This window comes from Alteromonas sp. G5_S2_22_S1, assembly GCF_054968525.1.
This window is the reverse complement of record NZ_JBQKUJ010000015.1, coordinates 16,258-41,952: the sequence shown is the minus strand read 5'-3', so window position 1 is coordinate 41,952 and position 25,695 is coordinate 16,258. Positions and strand designations below refer to the sequence as shown.

The window sequence follows — 25,695 nt, the reverse complement described above, 5'->3', positions numbered from 1 at the left end:
GCTAGTTTTGTTCCAACGTTTTTACTGGGTAACTAAGCCTGTTGCCGATCAGATTGCCAGTGGCCGGTTTTACCGCCTTTTTTCTCTAGCACCCGGACCCCTTCCATGTGCATGCCAGGGTCGATGGCTTTGCACATATCAAACAAGGTTAACAGCGCCACATTTACGCCCGTGAGCGCCTCCATTTCAACACCCGTTTTACCACTTAGCTTGCAATAGCAAGTGGCTTTAATACGGTTTTTATCAGCTTGAATGTCAAAGTTAATATCCACTTTCGATAGCGCTAACGGATGACAAAGTGGAATAAGATCGGCGCAGCGTTTCGCCCCTTGAATACCCGCTACTCGAGCAACAGCGAATACATCACCTTTTGCGATTTTTGCTTCAGAGATTTGGCGAATAACGTCTTCGCTTACGTATAAAAAACCTTCTGCTGTAGCTTCTCGCTTGGTAACGTCTTTGTCGCTAACATCTACCATGTTGGCTTCGCCACCAGCGTTTAAATGACTAAAGGTACTCATGCTTCCACCAAGTGCTTTACAAAGTTACACGGCCTAAAGTCGGCATCTAGCTGGCTAGCAATGATTTTTTCCCACGCCGTGCGACACGCGCCGGTTGAGCCTGGCAAGCAGAAAACAACGGTATTGTTTGCAAAGCCAGCTACCGCACGAGACTGAATCGTAGACGTACCAATTTCTTCATAGCTAATTTGGCGGAATAGCTCACCAAAGCCGTCGACTTCTTTGTCGAATAATACGCTAATGGCTTCTGGCGTTGAGTCGCGGTGGGTAAAGCCTGTACCGCCGGTAATTAATACTGTGTGAATATTCTTGTCGGCAATCCACTTCGACACCACGGCGCGCTGCTGATAAATATCGTCCTTTACTAAGTCGCGGTCGTAAAGGTTATGGCCAACCGAGGTAAGCGCCTCTTTCAGGTAATCGCCTGACTTGTCGTTTTCGAGGGTGCGCGTATCTGAAATAGTAAGAACGGCAATGTTAAGGGGTTGGCTGACAGCTGACATATGAAATCCTAATTTGATATGCGACATTTTGGCGGTTTTTGATAAAGTACCAGCCAAAATACTATTTGGTAATCACTTTATAAGGGTGCATGCCATGAATTCAACAACTAAGTTGGCATAAACTATGTCTAAAAGCCTAACTAATCAGCAGGCTATGCGCTATAACCGCCATATTGTGCTTCCCAAAATAGACCTAGACGGTCAAGAAGCGTTACTAAACGCCAATATCTGTATCATTGGTATTGGCGGGCTTGGCACCGCGGCCGCCACTAGCCTTTGCGCAAGCGGCGTGAGCTCGCTTACGCTTATCGACCATGACACGGTTGAGGCCACCAACCTTCCAAGGCAAACCTTGTTCAGCGAACAAGATGTCGGGGTAAATAAAGTAGAAGCTGCAAAAGCACGACTTCACGCAATAAATAGCGACTGTGACATTACCGCAATAGCAGAACCGTTTTCAGCGCCTAACGCAGCTAAGCTATCCCCAACGTTAAAACAGGCTATAGAAGGTGCCGACGTGGTATTAGATTGCACCGACAATACCGACTCGCGAGATTTAATAAACGTATTGTGTTTTGAATTAAATACTCCGCTTGTATCGGGCGCAGCCATTCGCTTTGAAGGCCAGCTTTTCGTAGCTATACCCGGTGAAAGCCGTTGCTATGCATGCTTACGAACGCTATTTGCATCGCCCGATTTAAGCTGTGTTGAAGCAGGTATATTCTCGCCTGTAGTAAACATTGTTGGTACTTACCAAGCCATGTTAGTTATGCAAGTATTGATGGATTTCGATAATATTCCTAAAAACACGTTAATGACGTTTGATGCTTTGTCGCACGAGTGGCGAAACTGGAAGCTACCTAAAGGCGTGGACTGCGAGCTTTGTGCTTGCTAACTATACGCACTTCCGCAGCATTAATGATAAAAGCTGTGTTTAAAAGCAGCATCTTTAAACAAAGAATAAGACAGAAAATAGGTTGATTTAAATGACAACCCAAGTAGTAAAAAAACACATGGTAGTGGCGCAAAACGCGTCTGGCCGTAACATGAACGTGCCAATTTATCGTATGAAGGGCGCGCGCCCTGGCCCCACCGTGTACATCCAAAGTTCTATTCACGGCGCTGAAGTGCAAGGTAACGTGGTTATTTACCATCTTATTCAGCGCTTAAAAGACATGGATATTTGCGGTGAAATTATTCTAGTACCCAACTGTAATCCCATTGGTACTAACATTAAAGCCGGTGAGTACACGTTAGGCCGCTTTGACCCTGTAAACGGTACAAACTGGAACCGGGGTTACTTCTTCGACAAAGGTGCAGTAGAACATTTCGCCAAAACCGTCACACGCGAAGAGTCGATAGATGGTATTAAGCAGCGTTTTCGCGCGCACTTGTCGAACGCTATCGACAACAAATTGGCCGAGCCGTGGGGTTTGGGCCTAGCGCAGCAGCTAAACCTTAAGCTTCAGCAAATGGCGGTAAACGCCGATTTCGTGTTAGACCTTCACAACGGGCCGGTGTCTACCCGCCACGTTTATATACCTGAATACGCCAAAGACAGCGCCAAGCTGTTTAACATCCCCCATTGTATTTTTATACCTAACGTATTTGCAGGTGCACTAGACGAAGCCACCTTCTGCCCATGGTGGACACTTCAAGAAAGTATAAAAAGTAATTTAGAGCGCGAAATTTGCTTTAACGTTGAAGCCTTTACCTTGGAAATGGGTAGCCAAGAAGTGATCGACTTTAACGAAGGTAATATAGACGCCACCAGTATTCTTAGCTACCTAAACGCCAAAGGTGTATTACACAAATGTGATATTAAACCGAAAGCAATGCAGCGTTTAGGTGTGTATTTAAAAGACTATAAAACCCTGTTCACCAACTGGGGTGGCATGGTGGAATACATGGCAAAACCCGGCCAAAGCGTTAAAAAAGGCGAACCGCTGGCGCAAATTTTAAATATAGATGACCTAGACAATGATAACGGCAGCAGGACGCTAGAAGCGCCTTGCGATTTGATCCCTATTCTGCACTTCCCGTCGGCTTCAGTATTGAGCGGAACGCAGCTTTACAAGGTGTTTACTAATTATATGGAGTTGTAGGTTTTTATAGGCAAGTTGATGGAGTAAAACGTTAATTACAACATGGTTGATTAGAGTACGTAGAAACGTCTCGCGCAAGTTACTGGTTTATTTTTCGAATTCTGTCATGCCGTTCAATTTATTGTATTGAACAGCGGCGTTGTGCCTATCGATTGAACTCAATGCGTAAAGCAGACATCTCATTTTCTTTCCTATGAACACGCCGAATATAGTTTTTAAGGGAAAGCGGGTGTTACTATGAAGTATAAGTAATAAGCTGTTAGCTGCCATGGCGCCGTAATGCACAACATCCTGTACATGTGCTCATTTCCGATCTAAACTTGTCCCATATAATGTACAAGTGAGATGCAAAATGAGGATAGTCTCTTTTACCGAAGCAAGAAATGGTCTAAAGGCCGTTTTGGACAATGTAATCAACGATGCAGATACAACAGTAATCACTCGTCGTGATTCTGAAGATGCTGTTGTAATGTCATTAGATTACTACAACAGCCTTATGGAAACCGTTCATCTACTTCGTTCTCCAGCGAACGCTGAACACTTAAATCGTTCAATAGCACAGTTTAAAGCGGCAAAAACGGCCCAGCGAGAACTTATTGATGAGTAACAGGTTGTTATCATGGACTGATGAAGCTTGGAATAGCTACGTTTATTGGCAGACTCAAGACAAGAAAACCTTGAAACGTATCAATAAGTTAATTTCCGATGTTAAGCGCTCTCCATTTGATGGAATAGGAAAGCCGGAACCTCTTAAAGAAAATCTTTCAGGTTTCTGGTCCCGCAGAATAGATGACACCAACCGTTTGGTATATACCTTGGACGATACCGCAATTACAGTTATCTCGTGTCGTTACCATTACTAATAGGTGGCGGCTGACAATCAATTAAAGTCGCTCGCGGTAATTGAGAGAGGGTAGCTCAGTAACCAAAACAGGCTCATTTAGTATCACTCAATGATTACCACCCAAGATTTCATTCACTCAGCGCAGATTTACAAGGTAACTAACCACACCCTACTTCACCAAAACTAACTCGATACCCAAACTCATCACGCTGGTTAAACACATCAAAGCCGTCATCAGAATCTTTAAGCTCTACATCCCCTACCCAGTTTGCTTTTTCGATAAATTTTAGTTCATAACGGTATAAAGGAAGTGGGCATTTTAAGTAAAAATAATGGTAGGCCGTACCCATGGCACCTGGGTCTGCGGTAAACACGTAAATTGTGTTATTTTCTATTTCAAATTCTTTATGAAAGTAGTCTCGGTTAGTTCCTAGTGTTGCATCAATCAGTACACCTATTAAACCTATCGCAATCTGAATGAGTGCCACTATTGCTAAAACACTGCTCAAAACAATAGATAACCATTTACTTTTAACAAGAAGCCTAAATGTACCGTGCTGCGTAAAAAGCAGGTACACACCTGCGCAAAGCGCTATGAGCTTGACTAAGGCTAACGCGTCGCCGACCTGTGACATGAACTTGGGGGAATGGTAGTTTAAGCCCCACAGCACACCGCCATGCAGACTTTCTACTAATGGAACAGTTACTAGAAGTAGCACAGCGAGTAAGGGAGTGATCAAAGCCGCAAAGGTTCTTTGCGGCACTTGCTTGTTGCTCGGGCTATGGTTTTGCTCTAATTGCGTTGTCCCTAACATTAATTATCAGCTTTTCTAAATCGGCGAACCTGGCGGCAGCGGTTCTACTTCAAAGGTACTTGGCCATGTTTTGCTGGCCCAATAAGTATCAAACTGCTGTTTCAGTATTTCATACTGATTGTCGTCAGCCTTATCGTCTAGCCATTCGCTAAATTCAAGTAAAGCAAGTTCAGCTTCCATTCTTACTTCGGGCGCCAACTTATCGCTAGTTACCGCTTTCATCACTGCATTTAACGCTACTAGCTGTAAGCGTTTTGCTAATGGGCTTTGCGACTTATTTTTATACCAGTGTACGCTAAGTATCTGCTTCACAAGCATGGAAACACCTACTTTTTTGCGTCGGTCTTTAGTGCTTCTTGTTTGCCACTCTAAACGGTTTAAGCGTTCTGGGTTTAATAACAACTCAAAAGCAAAGTTGGATGCCGAAGCAGCGGCAGAAACAGGGTCCAACATTAAGCCCATTTTGCCCTTAAAATGCTCGCGAGTAATGTCGTCACCGTAGGCTGTAGGTGGAATAAGCGTGAGTACCGATTCAGGTATAGTGAGATAGTCTGCGGTAGTAGCGGTCAGTAACTGTTGCATTGCACGTTGCTGCACCGCGGGTGCTACAAACTGCTGGCCCTGCGCCTGGGTATAGTCGCCTTTGCGCTCGTACTCATAAACTAAACCGCCTACTTGCTTTGCTACGGCTTCTAACTGGTAACGGTGAAGTAAGTAAATAGGCACTAAAGCATTTTCAAGGGACGACAAACTGCTGCTTGGGCTTAAGGTGTCCAAACCTAAGTTGGCTAATGCCTGTTCGCGCACTTGTGAAATTTCATCGAAAGCATCTAGTGGGTTGCTGCCATTTTCCCACATATGGCCGTTTGCTGATGCATGTCGGCTGCTGCGGGTATCTGGGTCTGACTTAAAGCTTAAACCTTCGTTGCGACCTTTTACGATAATCTTTGCCAAGGCTTCGGCTTCTTCTACGTCGCTGGCAAAGTCTTGATAACCATATGCTACGGCGTGTATATCCCATGCGCCTATACCTTTGTCATAAGCGCCTTCCAGGCTTATTTTGCCATTTTTAATGCTAATTTTGGGGTGGGGATAATCCATCACAGACGCACGGTTGTTTTCACTTGCTGCAAAATTATGTGCTATGCCTAACGTATGCCCTACTTCATGAGCAGACAACTGCCTAATACGATCTAGCGCCATTTCTTGCTGCACAGTGGTGTCGGTATTACCCTCTTTAAACGGGCTGGTTAGGCCAAGGGCGATTAAATAGTCTTGTCTTACACGCAGCGAACCTAAAGTAACGTGACCTTTGATAATTTCGCCCGTACGTGGGTCGACAACCGACGAACCATAAGACCAGCCGCGGGTTGCGCGATGTACCCAGTTAATCACGTTGTAGCGCACGTCCATAGGGTCGGCACCTTCAGGCAGTACTTTGACCTGAAACGCATCTTTATAGCCTGCGGCTTCATAGGCTTGGTTCCACCAGCTTGCGCCTTCTTTAAGCGCGGTCATTACCGGCTCTGGAATACCTGGGTCAAGATAATACACAATAGGCTCAACTGCTTCGCTCTTCGCCGCATGAGGTGTTTTCTTGTGTAAACGGTGGCGGGTAATAAAACGCTGTTCAGTAGGCTCGTTGATAGGTGTTGAGTAATCGAAATAACTGAACTTCCAGTAGCCTGAGTATGGGTGATACTCTCTGGGTGTGTAGTTATCGTCTGGCAGTGCCACAAACGAGTGATGCAAGTGAACCGTCACACTTTCTGGATCGGGCGTAACTTGCTGCACGTATTCGCCCGGCTTTTTACCAGCAAAAGTGACTAAAGCCTCTAATTCAGTATTCTTTTCGAAGCCTTTGGTTTTAGGTAAGTATACGCCACTGCGCATTTTATCTACGCTGAAACTACCTTGGTTGGTGCGCGCCATACGGTTGCCAATGCCGTGAATATCACTTAACAAGAAAGGCGTATAATCAATAAGGCTGGCGCTGTCGTTTTTAGCCACCAGCGTAAAGCCAGCTATGACCGAGTCTGCAAAAGCCTCATCAATACTCTGCTTTTCAGCGTCGCTGCCGTGGGCCGCGCGGTATTTGGTGTTGTGCTGCTTTAATAAAACCTTATTGCCAAATTTTTCAAAGCTGACTAAGCGCGTATCACCCAACTGCCCGCGATCAAGGCCTATATCGTTTGAACCTACGCCATAAGGCAAACTGCTTTGGAACAAATATTCGGCATCGCTTGTAGGCACGGCCAAGTAAACTTTGTCGCTTTCATCGTCATAGTAAACGGGGATTAAACCATCTTTTTTGGTCATATCGCTGGTGAATTCACCAATGCTTGGTAACGCTGCCCAAGCTGAAGACGTAGACACGACAAACAATAGCGTAATCGCAATGGCAAATTTGCCAGAAGCTTTTACTTGTCGCGCCGCTTTATGAAAAATGTTCAATTGCAGCATGCAGTTAGTCCTTATTATTGTGAGTTTCTAGCCTACCCTATGTGGTGACGTTTGCCCATGGTAATTCATCGTTTTAACGCGCCTGGCATACTAAGCGAGTTTCTTTTTCTCTAAAGAATTTACTTGAATCACAACCAAGAGTAAGCCCTAATTGCGTTATCGATTTAACAGCTCAAACTATGAAGGGTTTAATTTTGAAGTTTACTTCTCGCGCTACCGCTATTTCTCCGTTTCTCGCCATGGCCTACGGTGAAAAAGCCACAGTACTTGAACAGCAAGGTAAAGACGTTATTCGACTAAATCTTGGTGAGCCTGATTTCGGCGCACCCGCACCCGTACTTGCGGCAATGAAAGAAAGCATGGACACCCCTGATTTTCCCTATACCTCTGCATTGGGTATTCCTGAACTACGCCAAGCAGTTGCTAGCTTTTACGAAACTAAACACGGCGTAAAGGTAAGTCCTTCACGCGTGGTCGTAACCGCTGGCGCGTCTGGTGCGTTACTTTTGGCAAGCGCAGCATTGGTTGAGCCAGGCGACAACGTGATTTTGGGCGACCCGTCTTACCCGTGTAATCGACGCTTTTTAAACGCATTTGGCGCAGAGGTAACGCTAGTACCAACACGCAGTGAGGATAATTTTCAGCTAACCGCAGCAAGTGTTGCAGACAATTGGAAGCAGAACACCAAAGGTGTACTTATCGCCACACCAGCCAATCCAACAGGCACGGCGATAGATAAAGACGAACTGTATAAGATTGGACAATACTGCAAAGCCAAGGGTGGCTTTTTAATTGTTGATGAAATTTACTTAGATCTTTCGCTTTCTGCCGATGTTGATTCTACAGCTTTCCAAGCAACCCACAACACCGACACTAAACTTCAAACCGTGCTTGCCAGCGCAGACTTGCAAGATACCGTGGTAGTCATTAACAGTTTCTCTAAGTACTTTGGTATGACGGGTTGGCGTCTTGGTTGGTGCGTAGTGCCTGAAGCAATGACACCCATCATTGAAAAGCTCGCGCAGAATTTGTTTATCTGCCCCTCTACCCTTTCTCAAAAAGCCGCACTTGCGTGCTTTACCCCTGAAGCGTTGGCGCAGTGCGAGCAAAACCGCAATACGCTGATAGAGCGTGCAACTCTTGTTTTTGATGCACTTCAAAATATGGGGCTTAGTTTAGATGCAAAGCCTGACGGCGCGTTTTACGCTTACATCAATATCAAACATACAGGCATAAGTGCTATCGAATTCTGTGATGCCCTGCTCTCGCACCATCATGTGGCGCTTACGCCGGGTAATGATTTTGGCGAACACAATGCTGATCAGTACGTAAGGCTGTCTTTCGCTACCAGCATTGAACGTTTGAATGAAGGCCTGTCGCGGCTAGCAAAGTTCGTTGAATCATTAGGCTAATGGCTTTATGCCCCTCGTTTAATTTCGTGAATAGACAAATATTACCTAAAAAAATGATAGGTATCGGCACTAGTGCGTATATTGGGATAATAGATTGGCGAGAAGTGCCGAAGCGAAATAAAACAGGATAAAACAATGAGTAACGAACGCGAATTTGATGTAGTTATTTTTGGTGCTACAGGTTTTACAGGCCAGTTAGTGGCGGAGTACTTTCAAGCTCAGTATGGTAGCGACAGCAGTGTGAAATGGGCAGTGGCAGGTCGTAACGAAGCCAAGCTTAACAACGTAAAACAAGAATTAGGCATTAGCGATAGCGTTGCTAGCATTGTAGCAGACGGCGACGACGCTGAAGCACTTGATGCCATGACCAAGCGCACAGCGGTGGTACTTACCACTGTTGGCCCGTATCAAATTTATGGCGAAAAATTACTTTCTGCGTGTGTAGACAATGGCACAGGCTATACAGACTTATGCGGTGAGCCAGCGTGGATGCACCAAATGATCAATAAATATGAAGCGAAAGCGAAAGAAACAGGCGCAAACATTGTGTTCTCTTGCGGCTTCGATTCTGTACCGTTTGACCTAGGTGTTTTTTACTTGCAAGAACACGCGAAACTGCAAACTGGCGAGGTGATTGAATACGTTAAAGGTCGCGTTCGCAAGATGCAGGGAACCTTCTCTGGTGGCACGGCTGCCAGCTTAAAAGCGACCATGGCGGCAGCGCACAAAGATAAGTCGGTAATGGCGGCGCTTGTTAACCCGCATTCGTTAACCGACGGCGCTTCAAATCAGCCACAGCCAGACGGCAACAAGCCTTATTTCGATGAACAATTAGGTACATGGGTTGCGCCATTTATTATGGCGGCTATCAATACTAAGAACGTTCACCGCTCTAACTACCTAGCAGAATACGCTTACGGTAAAAACTTCCAGTACGATGAAATGATGATGACGGGGCCTGGCGAGAAAGGCGAAGCCATGGCGAATCACGTAGCAAAAGATAAGTCGCTTGCCAGCGATGATGGCCCTAAACCTGGTGAAGGTCCAAGCAAAGAAGAGCGTGAAAACGGATTTTACGATGTAATGTTTGTGGGCACAGCCACCAATGGCGATATGCTTGCGATATCGGTAAAAGGCGACAAAGACCCAGGCTATGGCTCTACCAGCAAGATGATTTCAGAATCGGCCCTTTGCTTGTGTAAAGACGTTAACCTGCAAGGCGGCTTTTTTACACCAGCGGCAGCCTTTGGCGATAAGCTAATTAGCCGCTTGGAAGAAAAAGCGGGCTTAACCTTTGCTATCGAGAAATAAGGTTTAAGAACAAAATCAAAAGTAGCGGCGGCAAGCTCAAGTTTGGAAAAACTGTTGAATAAAATCTTGGTAACTGCATAACCGCTAGAGATAGCGCTTTATTCGTGTGATAAGCGCGATGCTATAATTCGAAAAGCTGTGTTAGTTAGCGATTTGGTGATATGAAAAAGGCTGAACACAATTTGTGCTCAGCCTTTTTTCTGCGCTAGGTGTTATTATTTTTTTTAAGCAAGTACTGCTTTTAATGCTTTAACGCAAGCATCTGTTTCTGCGGGCGTGCCTACGCTGATGCGCGACCATGAGTCATAACCGGGCCATGTGCGCCCTACAACCTTTATGCCTTGGGCTTTCATTTTTTCCGCGAATTTATCGTGCGGCATGCCCGTATCCATGTAAATGAAATTACCTTGTGGGTTCGGCGCATAAGGCTGCTTCAATTCTTTAGCTACGTTTACTAATTTGTCACGCTCGGTTTTAATCCGTGAACGCATGGTATTTAGGTTTGCATGGTCGTCCATACTTGCCATACCTGCCACGAGTGCCAAGTAGTTCACACCGCCCATTCGCAACATACCGCCCATGGTTTTAGCTTGCTCAGACGGCATTATGGCATAACCTAAGCGCTGGCCTGCCATGGCGTGAATTTTCGAAAACGTACGGCAAATTACTACGTTGTGTCCCTCTGCGACTAGCTTCGACTGCACATTAGCCGGGTAAGCATCAGACATCTCAATGTAGGCTTCATCAATAAATACCTGTGCTTTTTTCGACACGCGTTTTGCAAAAGCGGTAAGTTTGGCTGCATCTACCACGCTACCCGTCGGGTTGTTCGGGTTGCACACGTAAACCGCAGTGGTATCTTCTGTTACCGCTGCTTCAATTGCATCTAAATCGAAAGTCATATCGGCAGCAAGGGGTACGTAAGTAACATCGGCGCCCATAAATTCAGCGCCTCGCGGTACACCTTCGTAAGTGGCCATAGACGTTACCAGCTTATTACCGTTTTTCGTGATCCAGTCGGCATAACCAAATAATATAGGTGAAGAACCGTTCGTGATAACGATTTGATCGGCAGAGACACCCTCTTGTTTGGCAATTTTCTGCGCTAACACTTCAACCGTAGCATCGGTATAGCGAGCAAGATTCAAAAGCTCACTTTGCATGGCTTTTGCCGCTTTTTTAGACGGGCCAAACGCATTTTCATTCGACGATAAACGAACAAGACCGTCATTTACATTAGGGGTTGCAGATGGAAAGTGTTCGGTTGGCATACCGGCCGCTCGTAGGTCGCCCATAATACTGTCGACACTCGTCGTTAGCGCTACCGCACCTGCTCCTAAGCCCACTGATTTTAACCAATTACGACGTGAAGAATTCACCGAGGTTTGTTGTACGTTTTTATTCATATTTCGCTCTGCCTTCCATCTAGATTCTCTTTAGACTAAAGGCTTAATTTTGGGTGCGCAATAGCGGAAAACACCTAACCCATTGAGCCAAATGCACTTTTTGCGTGCATGAAACGCACTAAAATTGACAACATAAGAAGTTTTAACGTGTTAAGCCGGTACATAACGGTGCAGTGTTCTCGGAACCAGTTTACTGTTTGCGATGAATGACATTTTTTGAGGGAGGAGTGATAAAAGATAAAGCGTGTACCAACACGCTTTATCTAGATAGTATCTAAAATAGTTCAGTTATTGACTTTACTTACTACGTCTTAGACGCAAAAAAGCCGCGGCAGATAGCATAAGAATGCCAAAAGATGCAGGCTCAGAAACCTGGGCAATTGAAAGTTGTGCGTTTCGGCCGATATCATAAGCCTCGTCATTAGCCCTGATATACCAAGTTCCATCATCGAAAAACTCTAAATCAAACTTAATCAACGTAAGAAGAGCTTCTTCACCTGTGTTGACTAATGTACTCATTTTAATATATTCGCCTGTCAACGGGTTTACAGGAACGTAAGTATCGAAAGATATTGATAAGAAATAACTTTCTAAATTACCTGTAATTTTACCCGATACGGTCAAGTTTTCGCCAAATTCAGCATAATAGCCCTCTGGTGGAACCGTACCAGTTACTGTTGCAAGAAACTCAGTGCGTTCAATGTCACTAAATATTGCGTCAGAGTTATCTATCCAAGCATCGTCAGAGGAATACCCCGCGTTATATATGATCAAATTGTCTACGTGATTTGATGGGCCATCGTATTGAAATGAATAGAGGTTAGACGAATTAAAACGAAAGTCTTGGCCATCAGTGAAGCCATCTACAACAATGTTACCTGATACATCTATTGGATCTGAAAAACTATTGTCACCCTTTGTGCCTAAACAATCAGAACAACTTCCAGTCCAGCTAATTATCGTTCTGTTTTGAGCATCGGTTTCAATAATCAAACCAGCCGATGCTGACGATGCTAACCCTATGAGCGCTAATGAAAGGCATACATTTCTAAAATACATTTTAATTCCTTTTTTTTAATTCTAATAGCTTAATTGCTCCGGGACATAAGCAAATTCTAATCCACATTTTATTTTCATACTTTTCATGAGGTTATAATTTCATTCTGGAGGTTTGTAAATTTTATCGACACTCCAAAAACACTACAAACTACGGCATTTTTAAATTTTACGAGGCAGAAAAGTAAAACAGTAATCATTTAAGATACAGATGGATACAGCATGGAAAGAATTGTATTTATCAGAATGACCTCCTCATAATTCTTTAAACTTTAATATTACAACTTAAGTAAAAAGCAATATTGTAATCACTAAACAGGAGTTTCAAAATGGCTAAGGATCACGGTAATCAAATTAAGAACGATGACACGTATGAGGCACTTCGTGACGAGGGCTACAGTAAAGAAAAGTCTGCACGTATCGCTAATGCACAGGCAAATAGTCAGCAAACGCCGTCTAAAGATGGTGGTAAAGCCAATAAATACGAAGAACGCACCAAAGATGAGCTGTATCAAAAAGCCAAAGAAGTAGGTATCGAAGGTCGCTCTACGATGAGCAAAGACGAGTTAATCGATGCACTGCGCAATCATTGATGCGCTTAGCACAACATTTCCAGCGAAGGCCGCACGCAGGAATTATAGCTTCCTGATAGCTTAGCGAAGAACAACCTCTGCCTGGTGCATTATTGTTTAAATTGCTGAGCTTAGGGAAATGCCCCATCGCCTCAACAAACTCATGAAATTCGTTCATGCAAAAATGAAATTAAGTCATTTTTATTCATAAATAAAACAGCGTATAACGTACTCATTGCTTTTACAGCATTGACGATACTCAGTTTAACTTTAGGAATAGAAGCGCATTCTCATGAACAAAAACGTGAACACTGATTTTTCATTTACCATTAACAGCGTTAAGTTTAATGAAGATTATCGCCCTTCAGATAACACGCGTATTACCACTAACTTTGCAAACCTAGCCCGCGGAGAGCGCCGTAAGGAGAACCTACGGGACGCCCTAAGCATGATTAATAATCGCTTCAATGCATTAGCTAGCTGGGATAATTTAAGTGGCGATCGGTATTCTGTTGAACTGGAAATTATATCTGTAGATATTGATGTAGAAGGTAATGGCAACACCTTTCCTACTATCGAAATATTGCAAACCAACATTATTGACACCGAGACCGGCAAGCGCACACAAGGTATTGTCGGTAACAACTTTTCTTCCTATGTTCGTGACTATGACTTCAGCGTACGCCTGTCTAATCACAACCGCGGCCAGTCTTCGTTCAGTGTGCCTAACGATTTCGGCGACCTACACGGTAAGCTATTTAAATACTTCGTGAATTCTGACGCGTATAAAGCACACTTTTCTAAGCTGCCAGTTATTTGCTTAAGCGTTTCAGACAACAAAACCTACCGTAGAACCGAAAACCAGCACCCTGTATTGGGGTTTGAATATCAGCCTAATGAGTCGTCGCTAACGGAACAGTACTTTAAAAAAATGGGCTTAAATGTGCGTTACTTTATGCCGCCTAACAGTGCAGCTCCTTTTGCATTTTATTTCTTTGGTGACTTGTTAAACGATTACACCAACTTAGAGCTTATTAGCACTATCGCGACGATGGAAACGTTTCAGAAAATCTATCGCCCTGAGATTTACAACGCGAATGCGCAAGCAGGCCTTTACTATAAGCCTAACTTAAAAAACAGCGATCACTCGCTAACACGCATCGTCTACGACCGCGAAGAACGTTCTCAGTTAGCTGTAGAACAGGGTAAATTTGTTGAAGAGAACTTTTTAAAGCCCTATCAGCACAAGCTGGAGCAATTTACGGCAAGTTACGCCAGATAAATTCTCTGACAATGGCAATTCGCAACTTACGAATTGCAATGTTCAACGCGTTCAGTTTGAACCATCAAATTTTGATGGGGCGGCACGGTTCGCCCCAGATGCACTAATACAAATTGTCGACTAAAAGAAAATAAATCACATGAAAAAGCTACTACCAACATCTATATCAGGCAGTCTTCCAAAGCCTTCATGGCTCGCACAGCCCGAGACCCTATGGTCGCCGTGGAAATTAGAAGGTGAAGCACTTGAAGAAGGCAAAAAAGACGCCTTACGCGTTACGCTACAAGAGCAAACTACGTCGGGCATTGATATTGTTTGTGACGGTGAGCAAACCCGTCAACACTTTGTAACCACCTTTATAGAGCATCTTGACGGTGTTGATTTTGAGAGCCGAAAAACGGTAAGAATTAGAAACCGCTATGATGCGAGCGTACCGGTTGTAACACAAGCGGTCACACGGCCAAAATCGGTGTTTGTAGAACATGCTAAGTTTCTTAGAAGCCAAACCGACCAGCCAATTAAGTGGGCGCTACCTGGCCCTATGACTATGGTTGATACCTTGTATGACGACCACTACAAAAGCCGCGAAAAGCTCGCGTGGGAATTTGCAAAAATTCTAAACCAAGAGGCGAAAGAGCTAGAGGCTGTGGGTGTAAATATAATCCAGTTCGACGAACCTTCGTTTAACGTGTTTTTCGACGAAGTAAATGAATGGGGTATAGCCGCCCTTGAGCACGCCATTGAAGGGCTAAAATGTGAAACCGCAGTTCATATTTGCTATGGATATGGCATTAAGGCCAATACAGATTGGAAAAAGACGCTGGGCGCTGAGTGGCGTCAATACGAAGAAAGCTTCCCAAAACTTGCAAAGTCGAATATCGATATGGTGTCGTTAGAATGCCATAACTCCCACGTGCCTATTGAGCTTATTTCATTGCTCAAGGGCAAAAAGGTGATGGTTGGCGCTATTGATGTAGCCACCAACACAATAGAAACGCCAGAAGAAGTCGCCGCTACATTACGTGAAGCCCTTAAATACGTGGATGCCGATAAGCTTTACCCTTGTACTAACTGCGGTATGGCGCCACTGCCCCGTTCTGTCGCAAAAGGTAAGCTTGAAGCGCTTAGCGCTGGTGCTGAAATAGTAAGGCAAGAATTAGCGCAAAAGCTAAGTGCCTAATCTAATAGACGATAAATAGACGATAAATATGCCTAACACGCGTCTTGCTTAAGCTGCTTGCTGAGACTCATTTATTATTTACGCAACTTGCCCACTTTACGTGGGCATTTATTTAGTTGTGACGCACAGCAGAATAAAGGTTTAAAAAATACACTAATTCTATTTTTCTTTATTTAATTTAGAGCGAAAATACAGCACCTCCCAACCGCAAAAACAAAATATTTTTAACAAACCGGTTAACAATTTAAAGCAGAGAGGTGAATGAACAAATAATTAAGTTAAACTGCGAAACAAATTACATGGTGCTTTATTATTAAACTACTTGTACTAATGCTTTCTAAAAACATTGCAAAAACCCATTGACGATACTTTATCAAAATGAATCAACCCTGCATAAAATAAGCGCAATAGAGATAAAAATTGACCGCCTGGCCAACATTAAAACAATGCTCGTATAGTTTTAAAACAACGCCAAGAAATATAACTAAAAACTACTATTTATAAATACTTTAACAGTACGTTAAAAGGTAAGGCTTACTTCTTTTATTCATCGCAAAAAATTGATTTGGGCTAATTCAGCTCACTAAAATGCGCGCCCACCTAAACATAAGTAAAAAATTTACGTAATGCATTTTGGACAGCCCTTGCCTAAAAAAGGGGGGCATTTACCAAACAACAAGCATGTAAATAAAATTCACTAGGAACAAACCATGAAAAAAGTAGCAACTGCTGTTCAGTTAGCGCTGGCAGGAAGCGTGGCATTAACGTCTGCTAACGTTATCGCTCAAGACGCTGCGACAGAAAGCGCCGATGTTGAAAAAATTCAAGTTACCGGTTCACGTATTTCTCGTCAGGGCGCAATTGCACCTTCACCAGTAACCGCAATTTCTGGCGAGTCACTGCTTAACTCAGGCGCGATGAACATTGGTGAGGTTCTAAACGAACTGCCGTCATTAGCAAATACGTTCTCGCTAGGTAACTCAGGGCAATTCATTGGTACTGCAGGTCTAAACATCCTGGATCTTCGCGGCATGGGTACAGACCGCACACTTGTATTGGTTGACGGTAAGCGTCATGTGTCTTCATCAGCAGGCACAGCTGCCGTTGATACGAATACCATTCCAACTACATGGATTGGTAACCGTTCACCAGGGCCCTATTGACAGGCAACTTTAAAGTCTTTGAGCAGAGGATAGGTGGTTTTATTCAGCGTCGCAGCAAGTATTGCCCGGATCCATTTCAGAGGATTCAACTTTTGTTTTCGGCAGGTTTCAACAATGGTCAGGATGCGCTGTCTGAACAGTTCGCCCCGATGTGACCACACGCCATAGCTGCCTTTTCGCCACAGTACATAGCTACGCAATGAGCGTTCTGCTTCATTATTGGTCAGGGGCACGCCTTCATTCTTGAGGAATACCCAGCACATATCATCGTGTTTCAGCAGCAGTTTACACCGGTTCTGATACCGGGGAGTCACACAACGTCTTGATGCCAGTTCGAGTTGTTGTCGCCATGCGATGCGTAGCTTTTCCATTCGGTCCCGGTATCGCTTTTCACTTAGCTTGTTACTTTCATACCGGTGTTGCAGCCGGAACAACAGGCGGATGAGCCTGACCAATACTGTACCGTAGATTTTATTCGTGCCCCAGCTTTCCGCCAGCGCATTCATATTTCTTAAGATATGCGCCCAACATAGTTGACGATGGTCAGCATCAATATAGTGATAACCGGCATACTGGTCAGTCACAACAATGTTTTCTGGATTATCGCCCAGTAATTTCTTCGCTGCCCAGGCTCCGCGAGAGTAGTGTGTCATAAAGCAAGACAATTCATCTGTGCATATTTGCCACATCCAGCGGTTTTCTTTGCCCCGCTGATGACGGGTTTCATCACAATGAACCACTGCCTCATTATGCATAGTCTCTTTAATATCTTGATAGGCAGGCGTCAGCACCGCACTGACGCGGCCTTGTGCTTCGGAGATAGCACCGCGACTGAACGATAAACCGAAGTTCTGTTCAAGCTGTTGCTGTATTTTACTGATACTCTGGTGAAACTGACCCGACTGCATCGCCACATACGCCAGCAGGTTATTGCCCATCTGCCCTTGATTCACGTTGTCGGGTAGTGTGGCTTTTACCGTTTTACTGCACTGACAACAATGGCCCTGATGCAACTGATGTTCGACTACAGAGAATGCCTGGCTGGGAATATCAAATACCTGATGCCGACGATAAGGGGAATCATTGATAGCAATGTCACCACCGCAAGCACAAGTATCGTCGGGATAATAGGTGCGCGTCTCATCAACGGTATCGGCCAGCATCCGCTTACTACCTTTATGGCCGGATTGCGCACCGCGCTTACGGCCCGTCGGCTTTTTAGCTGGCGCAGATGAAGCTACACTCGGACCATTAGAAGATGGCGGGAGCGATGAATTACGACTGTTCTGATTCAGTCGGTCTTCGAGGTCATTAAGCCTATCCCACAATGCACCAATGAGCTCATTGGCATCATCGAGATTAGTGGCGACGGGTGGCTTTGTGGGCTGCTTTTTACGTGGCATGAAACCACTCTGACAGACTGGCGGGATCAATCAATAGGATCCTCACGATCGTTAAAAATAAATATTTTTAGCTGTCAATAGGGTCCTGGTGAACGGTTACCATGGATTGAGCGTGTAGAAATCGTAACTGGCGGCGCATCTGCTGTATACGGTGCCGACGCGGTGACCGGTGTGGTTAACTTCATTCTTAAAAAGAATATTGAAGGGTTCGACATTAGCGCAACGCAAGGTTTCGCGCAGGAAAACGGCTACAAAAACGATAAGTACCAAGCGTCTTACGGTTTTAACTTTGACAACGACCGCGGTAACATCGCCTTCGCAGCTGAATATAGCTCACAAGAATCGCTAGATGCCTTAGACAACCCGTGGACTGCTACGGCGTACCGCAACATGAGCTTCGAAAGCATCATGGGTTATGAGCGCGAGGAAGACCAGCTTAATTCAACGGCGTTCCCTGACAACTTCTACACGCCTAATGCAGGTTACTACGTACTAAATAACGCAGGTGTATTTGGCGGCGGAACAAAAACCTTTAACGCTGACGGCTCAATTAAAGACATCTATATTGGCGATCAGGTAGATGGCGTTTTCTGCGCTAACTGTGACCTTTTCAACCTTCGTCAGTTCACGCAGTTACAGCCTGAGTTTGATCGTACTAACCTAAACGTTAAAGGTAACTACGAACTTAACGACGATACTACGGTTTACGCACAGGCAAAATACGCCCGCACGCGCGCTATCTCAATGGCACAGCCAGCGTTTTTCTTCTATAGCGATGAAACAACTATCACACGCAACAACGCATTTTTAGACGACAGCGTTGCTGAGTACATGGACGCAAACGGCCTTGAAAGCATCGAGCTAAACCGCATGATGACCGACCTAGGTCGCCGAACTGAAGCTGATGAACGCGAAACTTATCGCTACGTTTTAGGTGTAGAAGGTTACATCAATGATGAGTGGAACTACGAGGCGTTCGTAAACTACGGTAAAACTGAGCTAGAGCGTGAGAACCGCAACAACCTTATTCTTCAGAACTTCTATAATGCAATAGACGCTATTGAAGATGACAATGGCAACATTGTTTGTGCATCAGGCAGCGAAGATGGCTGTGTGCCGCTTAACATCATGGGTTACGGACAGCCTTCACAAGACGCAATTGACTATGTGAATACCACCTCTGTGGGTACAAGCAAAATCGAGCAATACAATGCGGGCGCAACGATTGCTAACTCTGGTATTTACGAGTTGCCAGCGGGCTACGTAGGTTTTGCCGCAGGTGTAGAATACCGCAAAGAAAAAAGCGCAATTGAAGAGCCAGACAACGCAGCAGGTACGTTTTTCAATGCACTAGGCGAAGACAAGGGTGAGTACGATGTCTCTGAAGTATTTACCGAAGTAACGGTTCCGCTTCTTGAAGGCTTACCGGGCGTGGATATGCTAACCTTCGACACCGCTGCCCGTATTGCTAATTACTCATCTATTGGCAACGCGAAAAGCTGGAAACTTGGTCTAGATTGGCAAGTTTTCGAAGACTTGCGTGTTAGAGCGACTAAGTCATCGGCCCTTCGTGCACCGAACATCAGCGAACTTTACGGTGAAGCAAGCCAAACGTTCTTTAGCGTCAGCGACCCTTGTCGTACAGACGAGCTAGAAGACCTTGCTAATGCCGACCAGCGCATTGCAAACTGCGCAGCGTTAGGCGTTCCTGCAGATTTTAATTCTGACTATGACTCGGCAACGCTGGAAGGCGTAAACGGCGGTAACATCGACCTTCAGGCAGAACAGTCTATCTCTAAAACCCTAGGTTTGGTTTACACACCTGCTTGGTTTGAAGGCTTCACTGCAACAGTCGACTACTGGGAAATTGAACTTACCGACGCAATTACTAATATTGACGGTCAAACGATCCTTGATCGCTGCGTAGACTCTGAAACGGGCATCAATAACCCTTACTGCGGCCTAATCGACCGTGATTCAGAAACCGGCGAAATTACGCAAATTCGCAGCTACGCATTGAACATTGCGGGTCAAGAAGCAAAAGGTGTAGATTTCGAGCTAGGCTACGACTTCGATGCACTTGAAGGTGCATTCCGTACAAGCCTAATTGCAACTTACCTTAAAGACCGTAAAGAATTCCCATTCCAGGACAACCCAGAGCTATTTTATCAAAACGCCGGCACTGCTGGTGAGTCTGACTGGCAAGGTGTCTTCACGGTTAACTACAGCCGTGGCGATTGGGAAGCAAGCTGGAAAACGCGCTACATTGAGCGCGCGAGCCTTTACGACAACCAAGAGCTAGCACGTAACCCTAACCCAAGTAACCGTATGGAGCTTGCATCATACGCAGTAACCGATGTAACTGCGGGTTACAACTTTAAAAATGGTGTAAGCCTAACCGTGGGTATTGATAACCTGTTTAACCGTGCGCTACCTACAGGTACAACGGGTACGGGTGAAATCGACGGCGCCTACGACAACATTGGCCGCTTTGGCTATGTAACCGTAGCATACAAAATGTAATTTACGGTTTAGTACGTAACCTGAAAAAAAACCGGCGTTTTTACGCCGGTTTTTTGTTTGAATAAAGCGAAAACTGGCCGAACAATTCGACTGGGTTAACTGTTTTTATCGAGCATATCTGATAAAGGCATAAGTTTTACTACTAGATTGAGTTCGTCCCCTACTTTCGCCGGGTTAACGAAAGTAAACTCATAAACTGAATATTGTCTTTGCTCAATGGCAGATGCACTTTGATTTATCTGGGCTTCTACATAAAGACCAAGTTGAAACCCCAGCGCGATGGTGCCTCGAAACGGGTTACATGATATGCGCTGCCAACGCATAGGATCGTGAAATAAATTAAAATCGTCCGTGGCGTTTCGAGCGATGTCTATATGTAATTGAGTAAGCGTATGCAATTGCTTTCCTTAAAAGAGGAAACATCAACTGATTATTTAGTACTTACACACAAACCTCGTGTATTTAAAATCATTGAAATTAAATGGATATCGACGACTTCACGCCATAATCTACATTTTAGTATAGAGCATGCGAGCAATAGCAACTAGTTTTCAAATTTACGTTTATGCAGATTAATGCAAATTTGCTGAAAAGCGTTATTTTATTCCTATGTGTACATCAATGTGATTACCATTAACATAGTGTTCGAAATCTATCGCGGATGCCCTTTCATAGTTAAAATACACCCCATACACACGGTCACCAACCAAGTGCTTATTGCTCTGCTTTTAGGCGGAATGTGCCAGAATATCACATGACTATTGAACGGGTTCCCGATCGGTTCGATCCAACGCTACGAAGCCTAATGGCCCATTTCAAATTGTAGTGATGTGAAATAATGATACGAGTACATAATCAACTAGTGTCAGTAGGCACTCGTTGTTAACGTTAATTTTCAATATTTTCTCTTATCAACGAGCATTTCACTTTCAGAACAAATATAATTCAGCTTTATCTCTTTCAAGCTGTAATACATTGTGAATCAACGTTTTTTACTTGCCATCGTTGCCGTGCTTTTGGCAATGGTAACCATTCAATCGGGTGCATCGTTTGCTAAACAACTTTTCCCTGTTGTAGGGCCAGAAGGTACCAGTGCTTTACGTGCTTTTTTCGCAGCATTGATTTTGACTGTTATTTTTAGGCCTTGGCGAGCACGCTTAAGCGCAAAAGGTTGGCGAAACGTCTTTTTTTACGGCGCTTGCTTAGGGGCAATGAATATCATCTTCTACCTTGCCATTGAGCGAATTCCGTTAGGTATAGGCGTGGCGCTTGAGTTCACAGGCCCACTGGCTGTTGCGTTTTTCAGCGCCAGAAAGAAGCGAGACTTCGCTTGGGCGCTGTTAGCCGTAGCTGGCGTTTGCTTATTACTTCCTGATATTGGCGGGGCTTCTGCTGAAAGCTTGGACCCACTCGGCGTGCTTTTGGCGCTTACGGCAGGCGCTTTTTGGGCAGGCTACATTGTATTTGGCAATAAAACAGGCAACGAAGGGTCAGGCGGAATTACGGTAACCTTAGGCATGTTGGTAGCCGCTATGTGTGTAGTACCTGTGGGTGTAATCACTCAAGGGAGTGCTTTGCTTGCCCCTGAAGCGGTGTTGATTGGCTGTGCCGTAGGCATATTTTCATCTGCTATACCCTACACATTAGAAATGAGCGCCATGCGCAATATGCCAAAGCAAACGTTCAGTATCATGATGAGCGTAGAGCCTGCTGTTGCAGCTATAGCAGCGTTTATCATTATTGATGAAAGCCTTACGCTTTCTCAATGGTTTGCAGTGGCTTTGGTGGTCATAGCTACCGCTGGAAGTTCTATAACGCAAAGACAAAAGCAGGTCGAAACCCTCGCTTAGCGCAAAAAGCCTGCTGTGCTTTTGCCCTGCCCTATGAACTCAATTCCTATCGTTTTCGTTAAACATCTATATCGGTAGCAATATTAAACGTACAGGGAATAGTTATGCCCAATTGCCTTGGCGGTTTACACTAGATAGCGCGCGTAAATAGTGTTGGTGCTATGCAGAAAACGCGTAAGTTAACTTACAGTCGATATACTTAAGCAGTTTATTGACTACTTTTGGTACTGTTATCTCACCGTCAGCGCGCTTCGCTTTTACATGAATATCGCAGGCGTCATAATGAATTTGTTGGCGAATAAGGTAGTCATTTAACTCATCAAACAAGGTTTCTTTCAAAGGCACCATACCAACAAAAATGTCAGAACCTTCGTGTTTGACAAAGTATGCTCCTTCAATTTCTCTTTTTAGCGTATACGCCTGCATGGCATCTAATTTTGTTAAGCGAAAATGCACGCTAATTTGGGATTCTGTCACTATTACTCTCAGTATTTATTTCTTTATTTCCACTTTCCAAGGCGGGTTCATGCTATTTTCGCCCGCCCAATACAGCATTCAACTCTGCTTGATCCACATCAACGCAACATTGCCTTATGTCCGCCACAATAAACCATCAGTACTACCATGCGAAACCTTGTATGCTTACGTTAGTGAATAATACAGATGCAAACGACGACATTGTGCCCGAAGCACACGGGCTATACCGATTGTATTTAAAGCCTAACACGCAAATGGCGATTGAAACTAAACCCGTTTTCGGTGCCAATATTACGCTTCACAGCAATGTTCTGAAGCACGATAACTTTGTGGCCACACCAGACAATATATTGGGCTGGCTAGATCATGGCGGCTTGTCATACTTTGACGTAAAAGTTGAAACATCTAACTCCGAAAGCGGCGAAGCACCCGTGCTGCTACCATCTCAGTTTTTAAAAGCAGAAGGCGGTATACTGCGGGTTACATCACCAACTCGTATCTATTTAATAAGCAATACGCCAATTGATATCAACAAGCGCGGCCTTTGTCTATTCACGCCAGTAGCATAATCATCAAGAAAAGCACTCTGCCCTCCCCCGAGTTGGGGGGTCAGAGTACTTTTTCAGCGCATCGGCTTATTGCGCTAGATAAGCCTGAATAGCGTGTATCAACCGTTGCCACCATGCCGCTGAATGTATTGCTATCGGAAATAATTAAGCACCCGTCTTTTGCCCGCGTTAACCCTGTGTAGACTAAACCTCGGTGAAACAGGTTAGCGGCTTTTTCGCTTTCGGGTTTGGGCAAAATAAGCACAACGTGATTAAACTCAGAGCCCTGAGACTTGTGAATAGTCATGGCATACACGGTTTCAAACTGCGGTACTCTTGATAGCGATATGCTGCGTAGCGCTTGCTTCTGTTGCCCTAAATTTTGCGCGCTACTGTTATTTGAGCTATCGCTCAAGCTCTTGCCTGTTTGTTGTCCTTCGACATACGTATCCTGGTAGAACCACGCATACAATTTGCCCGTGCTATCCGGCCAAATTACGCCTACCTCGCCGTTGGACAAACGCTGTGGATGATGATTTTTTACAATCATAATAGGCTGACCTTGATAGAAGTGTCCCTCACGTCGCCTGATCTTGTGCTTAATGGCATCGAACACCAAGTTATTCAAACCTTCCACCCCCATGGCGCCTTTACGTATAGGGGTTAACCACCTAACGTAATTAAGGCGGTTGAGCGCCTCCTCTGCACTTTGGGCTTCAAATAGGGGTAAGAAGCTCTCTTTCGCTAACTGCTGTAGCTCACGACCACCAAGTTGACTTTCTGGCCATAAGTGAACACCAGGCTGTAAACGTGAGCGGCCATTAGTACTGATGCTTTTTTCACCAGCGCTTTTCGACTGTGAAGCATTATCGCCTTGCTTACTGCCACTATTCTTTTGTGCAATAGCAGCAAGCGCACCGTTCGCATCGCCGCGCTGAATTGCCGTTGCCACCCGAGCCACCTGCCCTTTGAAGCGTTGCGGCGCTTGCAACGTTGCCACGTAGCTTTTTGCCTGTTCATTTACAGGTAACAAAGGCAGATGCGGGCAAAGCGTGGCAATATGCTGTCGCATTGAAGAAGGTACACCGCCAAGTGTACGCTCATTACTACTGTTTTCACCACCGGCTAATGGGTTTTCGTGAGAAAAATCAAGCGCAGTTTCATCGCTAACTAACTGTTCAAGCACATTGCCTAGCTCAACCGCTGGAAGCTGATCAGCATCACCAATGAAATATAACCGCGCGTGGTCAGGTAACGCCCGAACTATGCGCGTCATTAGGGCTAAATCAACCATACTGGCTTCATCAACAATAAGTACGTCGGCTGATAGTTTGTTGTGTTGATTGTACTTTGTCGCAACGCCATGTTCTCTGAGTCCTAACAGCCTATGCAGGGTAACGGCCTCTGTAGGCACACTATCAAGCGCGGTGTCGCTTACCTTACCGCGAAGCCCTTCTACGCTATTCATGATAGACTCAGTCATACGCTGCTGCGCTTTGCCCGTAGGGGCTGCCAGTACAATTTTTAGCTCTTCATCGCAGGCCTGTAGCGCAAGTAATAAACGCAGCACGGTGTAGGTTTTACCTGTACCCGGCCCGCCGTTTATTACGCAAAATCGCTGTATCAAACTTTTGGCTACCGCTATTTGCTGCCAGTCTTGTTGGTCTGTAGTGGTGGTAGGAAATATAGCAGGCCACAAGGCTTTTACGTTGTCGGCTACGTCATCATTTAAAGGGTGAAGTACTGCGCGTTCTACTACGCTTCTCGCCACTTCTTGTTCAAATTCATAGTACCGGCGGCTATAAAGTCTGCCATTGTCGTATACGAAAAGCTTGGCTAATTGCTCGTTGCCAAGGGCGCTTTTCACTATTTTAAGCAAAGGCGTTAACTCTGGTACCTCAAAGCCTGTTTTAGGCGCTTTTTCCTCTTTATTTTGCTGTACCTTAGGCTCCATGACTTGAGTGAGAGCCATATGTTGCTCACTGGCACTGCTTTTTTCTGAAGACGCTGACGCATTATTTTCTAAGGCAACCGCGTCTTTAAAAAGCGTGGTTCCCGCCACGTCTTTCAAATAGATACAGCTATGTCCATTTCGCTGCATATACGACAGGTATACCAATATTCCCGCCCATATAAACGCGTCCTCTTGAGACAGTTCCTCTATAAAGCCAAATTCTTTTGCCACGAATTTGTCGATGGCTTCAATGCCAAATAAGTTATCGAAAAACGACGACACTGAATGTTGGTTGTTATTCATTGCT

Annotated in this window: 22 protein-coding genes and 1 pseudogene; 13 read left to right on the top strand and 10 right to left on the bottom strand. The window is 44.8% G+C overall.

The window, feature by feature from the left end; translation table 11 throughout:
• Positions 1-32 precede the first annotated feature (32 nt).
• Positions 33-521 (bottom strand): cyclic pyranopterin monophosphate synthase MoaC, encoded by a 489-nt coding sequence (gene moaC / locus ACTRWF_RS15070; protein ID WP_015067418.1) that lies wholly within the window; start codon positions 519-521, stop codon positions 33-35.
• Complete coding sequence (moaB, locus tag ACTRWF_RS15065) at positions 518-1,024, bottom strand: molybdenum cofactor biosynthesis protein B (protein WP_012519133.1); 507 nt, start codon at positions 1,022-1,024, stop codon at positions 518-520. The genes moaC and moaB overlap by 4 nt, the downstream gene beginning before the upstream one ends.
• 124 nt (positions 1,025-1,148) lie before the next feature.
• On the opposite strand from moaB, the gene ACTRWF_RS15060 reads away from it, so the two are divergent.
• The 4 genes from ACTRWF_RS15060 (at position 1,149) to ACTRWF_RS15045 (ending at position 3,992) form a co-directional block, all read left to right on the top strand.
• Positions 1,149-1,919, top strand: a complete 771-nt coding sequence (locus tag ACTRWF_RS15060; protein WP_462835791.1) for a ThiF family adenylyltransferase — start codon at positions 1,149-1,151, stop codon at positions 1,917-1,919.
• Positions 1,920-2,010: 91 nt separating this feature from the next.
• Positions 2,011-3,129: a M14 family metallopeptidase gene (locus tag ACTRWF_RS15055; protein ID WP_462835790.1), complete on the top strand. Its 1,119-nt coding sequence runs from the start codon at positions 2,011-2,013 to the stop codon at positions 3,127-3,129.
• Positions 3,130-3,481: 352 nt separating this feature from the next.
• Entirely contained in the window at positions 3,482-3,736 is a 255-nt protein-coding gene (locus ACTRWF_RS15050; RefSeq protein WP_012519136.1) for a type II toxin-antitoxin system Phd/YefM family antitoxin, read from the top strand.
• Positions 3,729-3,992 carry a Txe/YoeB family addiction module toxin gene (locus ACTRWF_RS15045; protein WP_015067422.1) on the top strand — a complete coding sequence of 88 codons (264 nt, stop codon included), beginning with the start codon at positions 3,729-3,731 and terminating at the stop codon, positions 3,990-3,992. Before ACTRWF_RS15050 ends, ACTRWF_RS15045 begins: the two co-directional genes overlap by 8 nt.
• Positions 3,993-4,131: 139 nt before the next feature.
• Here ACTRWF_RS15045 and ACTRWF_RS15040 read toward each other — a convergent pair whose 3' ends face one another.
• Both ACTRWF_RS15040 and ACTRWF_RS15035 read right to left on the bottom strand, forming a co-directional pair.
• On the bottom strand, positions 4,132-4,788 hold the full coding sequence (locus tag ACTRWF_RS15040) for a hypothetical protein (RefSeq protein ID WP_462835789.1): 657 nt from the start codon (positions 4,786-4,788) through the stop codon (positions 4,132-4,134).
• Between the two features lie 15 nt (positions 4,789-4,803).
• Complete coding sequence (locus ACTRWF_RS15035; RefSeq protein WP_462835788.1) at positions 4,804-7,251, bottom strand: zinc-dependent metalloprotease; 2,448 nt, start codon at positions 7,249-7,251, stop codon at positions 4,804-4,806.
• 194 nt (positions 7,252-7,445) lie between these two features.
• Here ACTRWF_RS15035 and ACTRWF_RS15030 point away from each other — a divergent pair, with 194 nt between their 5' ends.
• Together ACTRWF_RS15030 and ACTRWF_RS15025 are read left to right on the top strand one after the other, a co-directional pair.
• On the top strand, positions 7,446-8,663 hold the full coding sequence (locus tag ACTRWF_RS15030) for an aminotransferase class I/II-fold pyridoxal phosphate-dependent enzyme (protein WP_462835787.1): 1,218 nt from the start codon (positions 7,446-7,448) through the stop codon (positions 8,661-8,663).
• Between the two features lie 135 nt (positions 8,664-8,798).
• Positions 8,799-9,974 (top strand): saccharopine dehydrogenase NADP-binding domain-containing protein, encoded by a 1,176-nt coding sequence (locus ACTRWF_RS15025; protein ID WP_462835786.1) that lies wholly within the window; start codon positions 8,799-8,801, stop codon positions 9,972-9,974.
• A 224-nt stretch (positions 9,975-10,198) separates the two neighbouring features.
• Here ACTRWF_RS15025 and ACTRWF_RS15020 read toward each other — a convergent pair whose 3' ends face one another.
• Positions 10,199-11,380 (bottom strand): pyridoxal phosphate-dependent aminotransferase, encoded by a 1,182-nt coding sequence (locus ACTRWF_RS15020; protein ID WP_012519142.1) that lies wholly within the window; start codon positions 11,378-11,380, stop codon positions 10,199-10,201.
• A 297-nt stretch (positions 11,381-11,677) separates the two neighbouring features.
• Entirely contained in the window at positions 11,678-12,439 is a 762-nt protein-coding gene (locus ACTRWF_RS15015; RefSeq protein ID WP_462835785.1) for a hypothetical protein, read from the bottom strand.
• A 326-nt stretch (positions 12,440-12,765) separates the two neighbouring features.
• On the opposite strand from ACTRWF_RS15015, the gene ACTRWF_RS15010 reads away from it, so the two are divergent.
• The 4 genes and pseudogenes from ACTRWF_RS15010 to ACTRWF_RS14995 form a co-directional block, all read left to right on the top strand.
• On the top strand, positions 12,766-13,029 hold the full coding sequence (locus ACTRWF_RS15010) for a DUF7218 family protein (protein ID WP_012519143.1): 264 nt from the start codon (positions 12,766-12,768) through the stop codon (positions 13,027-13,029).
• 283 nt (positions 13,030-13,312) lie between these two features.
• A complete protein-coding gene (locus tag ACTRWF_RS15005; protein WP_015067428.1) occupies positions 13,313-14,290 on the top strand; it encodes a DUF1852 domain-containing protein in 978 nt (325 codons plus the stop codon).
• Between the two features lie 139 nt (positions 14,291-14,429).
• A complete protein-coding gene (locus ACTRWF_RS15000; RefSeq protein WP_462835784.1) occupies positions 14,430-15,470 on the top strand; it encodes a methionine synthase in 1,041 nt (346 codons plus the stop codon).
• Positions 15,471-16,180: 710 nt separating this feature from the next.
• Positions 16,181-16,606: pseudogene (locus ACTRWF_RS14995) on the top strand (TonB-dependent receptor plug domain-containing protein); the annotation flags it as partial.
• Between the two features lie 20 nt (positions 16,607-16,626).
• Here the strand turns inward: ACTRWF_RS14995 and tnpC are convergent.
• Positions 16,627-18,036 carry an IS66 family transposase gene (tnpC, locus tag ACTRWF_RS14990; protein ID WP_015066339.1) on the bottom strand — a complete coding sequence of 470 codons (1,410 nt, stop codon included), beginning with the start codon at positions 18,034-18,036 and terminating at the stop codon, positions 16,627-16,629.
• 162 nt (positions 18,037-18,198) lie between these two features.
• Between tnpC and ACTRWF_RS14985 the strand changes: the two genes are divergently transcribed.
• Positions 18,199-20,559 (top strand): TonB-dependent receptor domain-containing protein, encoded by a 2,361-nt coding sequence (locus ACTRWF_RS14985; protein ID WP_462835783.1) that lies wholly within the window; start codon positions 18,199-18,201, stop codon positions 20,557-20,559.
• Positions 20,560-20,654: 95 nt separating this feature from the next.
• Here the strand turns inward: ACTRWF_RS14985 and ACTRWF_RS14980 are convergent, their stop codons facing one another.
• The gene (locus ACTRWF_RS14980; RefSeq protein ID WP_012519147.1) at positions 20,655-20,957 is read right to left on the bottom strand and encodes a hypothetical protein; all 303 of its coding nucleotides are present in this window, start codon (positions 20,955-20,957) and stop codon (positions 20,655-20,657) included.
• 579 nt (positions 20,958-21,536) lie between these two features.
• Between ACTRWF_RS14980 and ACTRWF_RS14975 the strand changes: the two genes are divergently transcribed.
• Positions 21,537-22,409 carry an EamA family transporter gene (locus ACTRWF_RS14975; protein WP_012519148.1) on the top strand — a complete coding sequence of 291 codons (873 nt, stop codon included), beginning with the start codon at positions 21,537-21,539 and terminating at the stop codon, positions 22,407-22,409.
• A 159-nt stretch (positions 22,410-22,568) separates the two neighbouring features.
• Here ACTRWF_RS14975 and ACTRWF_RS14970 read toward each other — a convergent pair whose 3' ends face one another.
• Positions 22,569-22,886, bottom strand: a complete 318-nt coding sequence (locus tag ACTRWF_RS14970; RefSeq protein ID WP_015067432.1) for a hypothetical protein — start codon at positions 22,884-22,886, stop codon at positions 22,569-22,571.
• Between the two features lie 161 nt (positions 22,887-23,047).
• Between ACTRWF_RS14970 and ACTRWF_RS14965 the strand changes: the two genes are divergently transcribed.
• Entirely contained in the window at positions 23,048-23,455 is a 408-nt protein-coding gene (locus ACTRWF_RS14965) for a hypothetical protein (protein WP_020743772.1), read from the top strand.
• A gap of 40 nt (positions 23,456-23,495) precedes the next feature.
• On the opposite strand, the gene recD is transcribed toward ACTRWF_RS14965, so the two are convergent.
• On the bottom strand, positions 23,496-25,691 hold the full coding sequence (gene recD / locus ACTRWF_RS14960; protein WP_462835782.1) for an exodeoxyribonuclease V subunit alpha: 2,196 nt from the start codon (positions 25,689-25,691) through the stop codon (positions 23,496-23,498).
• Positions 25,692-25,695 lie beyond the last annotated feature (4 nt).

Bases quoted from the DNA above. Each gene is read 5' to 3' on its own strand.
- moaC (WP_015067418.1), bottom strand. From the start codon at position 521: ATGAGTACCTTTAGTCATTTAAACGCTGGTGGCGAAGCCAACATGGTA.
- moaB (WP_012519133.1), bottom strand. From the start codon at position 1,024: ATGTCAGCTGTCAGCCAACCCCTTAACATTGCCGTTCTTACTATTTCA.
- ACTRWF_RS15060 (WP_462835791.1), top strand. From the start codon at position 1,149: ATGTCTAAAAGCCTAACTAATCAGCAGGCTATGCGCTATAACCGCCAT.
- ACTRWF_RS15055 (WP_462835790.1), top strand. From the start codon at position 2,011: ATGACAACCCAAGTAGTAAAAAAACACATGGTAGTGGCGCAAAACGCG.
- ACTRWF_RS15050 (WP_012519136.1), top strand. From the start codon at position 3,482: ATGAGGATAGTCTCTTTTACCGAAGCAAGAAATGGTCTAAAGGCCGTT.
- ACTRWF_RS15045 (WP_015067422.1), top strand. From the start codon at position 3,729: ATGAGTAACAGGTTGTTATCATGGACTGATGAAGCTTGGAATAGCTAC.
- ACTRWF_RS15040 (WP_462835789.1), bottom strand. From the start codon at position 4,788: ATGTTAGGGACAACGCAATTAGAGCAAAACCATAGCCCGAGCAACAAG.
- ACTRWF_RS15035 (WP_462835788.1), bottom strand. From the start codon at position 7,251: ATGCTGCAATTGAACATTTTTCATAAAGCGGCGCGACAAGTAAAAGCT.
- ACTRWF_RS15025 (WP_462835786.1), top strand. From the start codon at position 8,799: ATGAGTAACGAACGCGAATTTGATGTAGTTATTTTTGGTGCTACAGGT.
- ACTRWF_RS15020 (WP_012519142.1), bottom strand. From the start codon at position 11,380: ATGAATAAAAACGTACAACAAACCTCGGTGAATTCTTCACGTCGTAAT.
- ACTRWF_RS15015 (WP_462835785.1), bottom strand. From the start codon at position 12,439: ATGTATTTTAGAAATGTATGCCTTTCATTAGCGCTCATAGGGTTAGCA.
- ACTRWF_RS15010 (WP_012519143.1), top strand. From the start codon at position 12,766: ATGGCTAAGGATCACGGTAATCAAATTAAGAACGATGACACGTATGAG.
- ACTRWF_RS15000 (WP_462835784.1), top strand. From the start codon at position 14,430: ATGAAAAAGCTACTACCAACATCTATATCAGGCAGTCTTCCAAAGCCT.
- tnpC (WP_015066339.1), bottom strand. From the start codon at position 18,036: ATGCCACGTAAAAAGCAGCCCACAAAGCCACCCGTCGCCACTAATCTC.
- ACTRWF_RS14965 (WP_020743772.1), top strand. From the start codon at position 23,048: ATGCTTACGTTAGTGAATAATACAGATGCAAACGACGACATTGTGCCC.
- recD (WP_462835782.1), bottom strand. From the start codon at position 25,691: ATGAATAACAACCAACATTCAGTGTCGTCGTTTTTCGATAACTTATTT.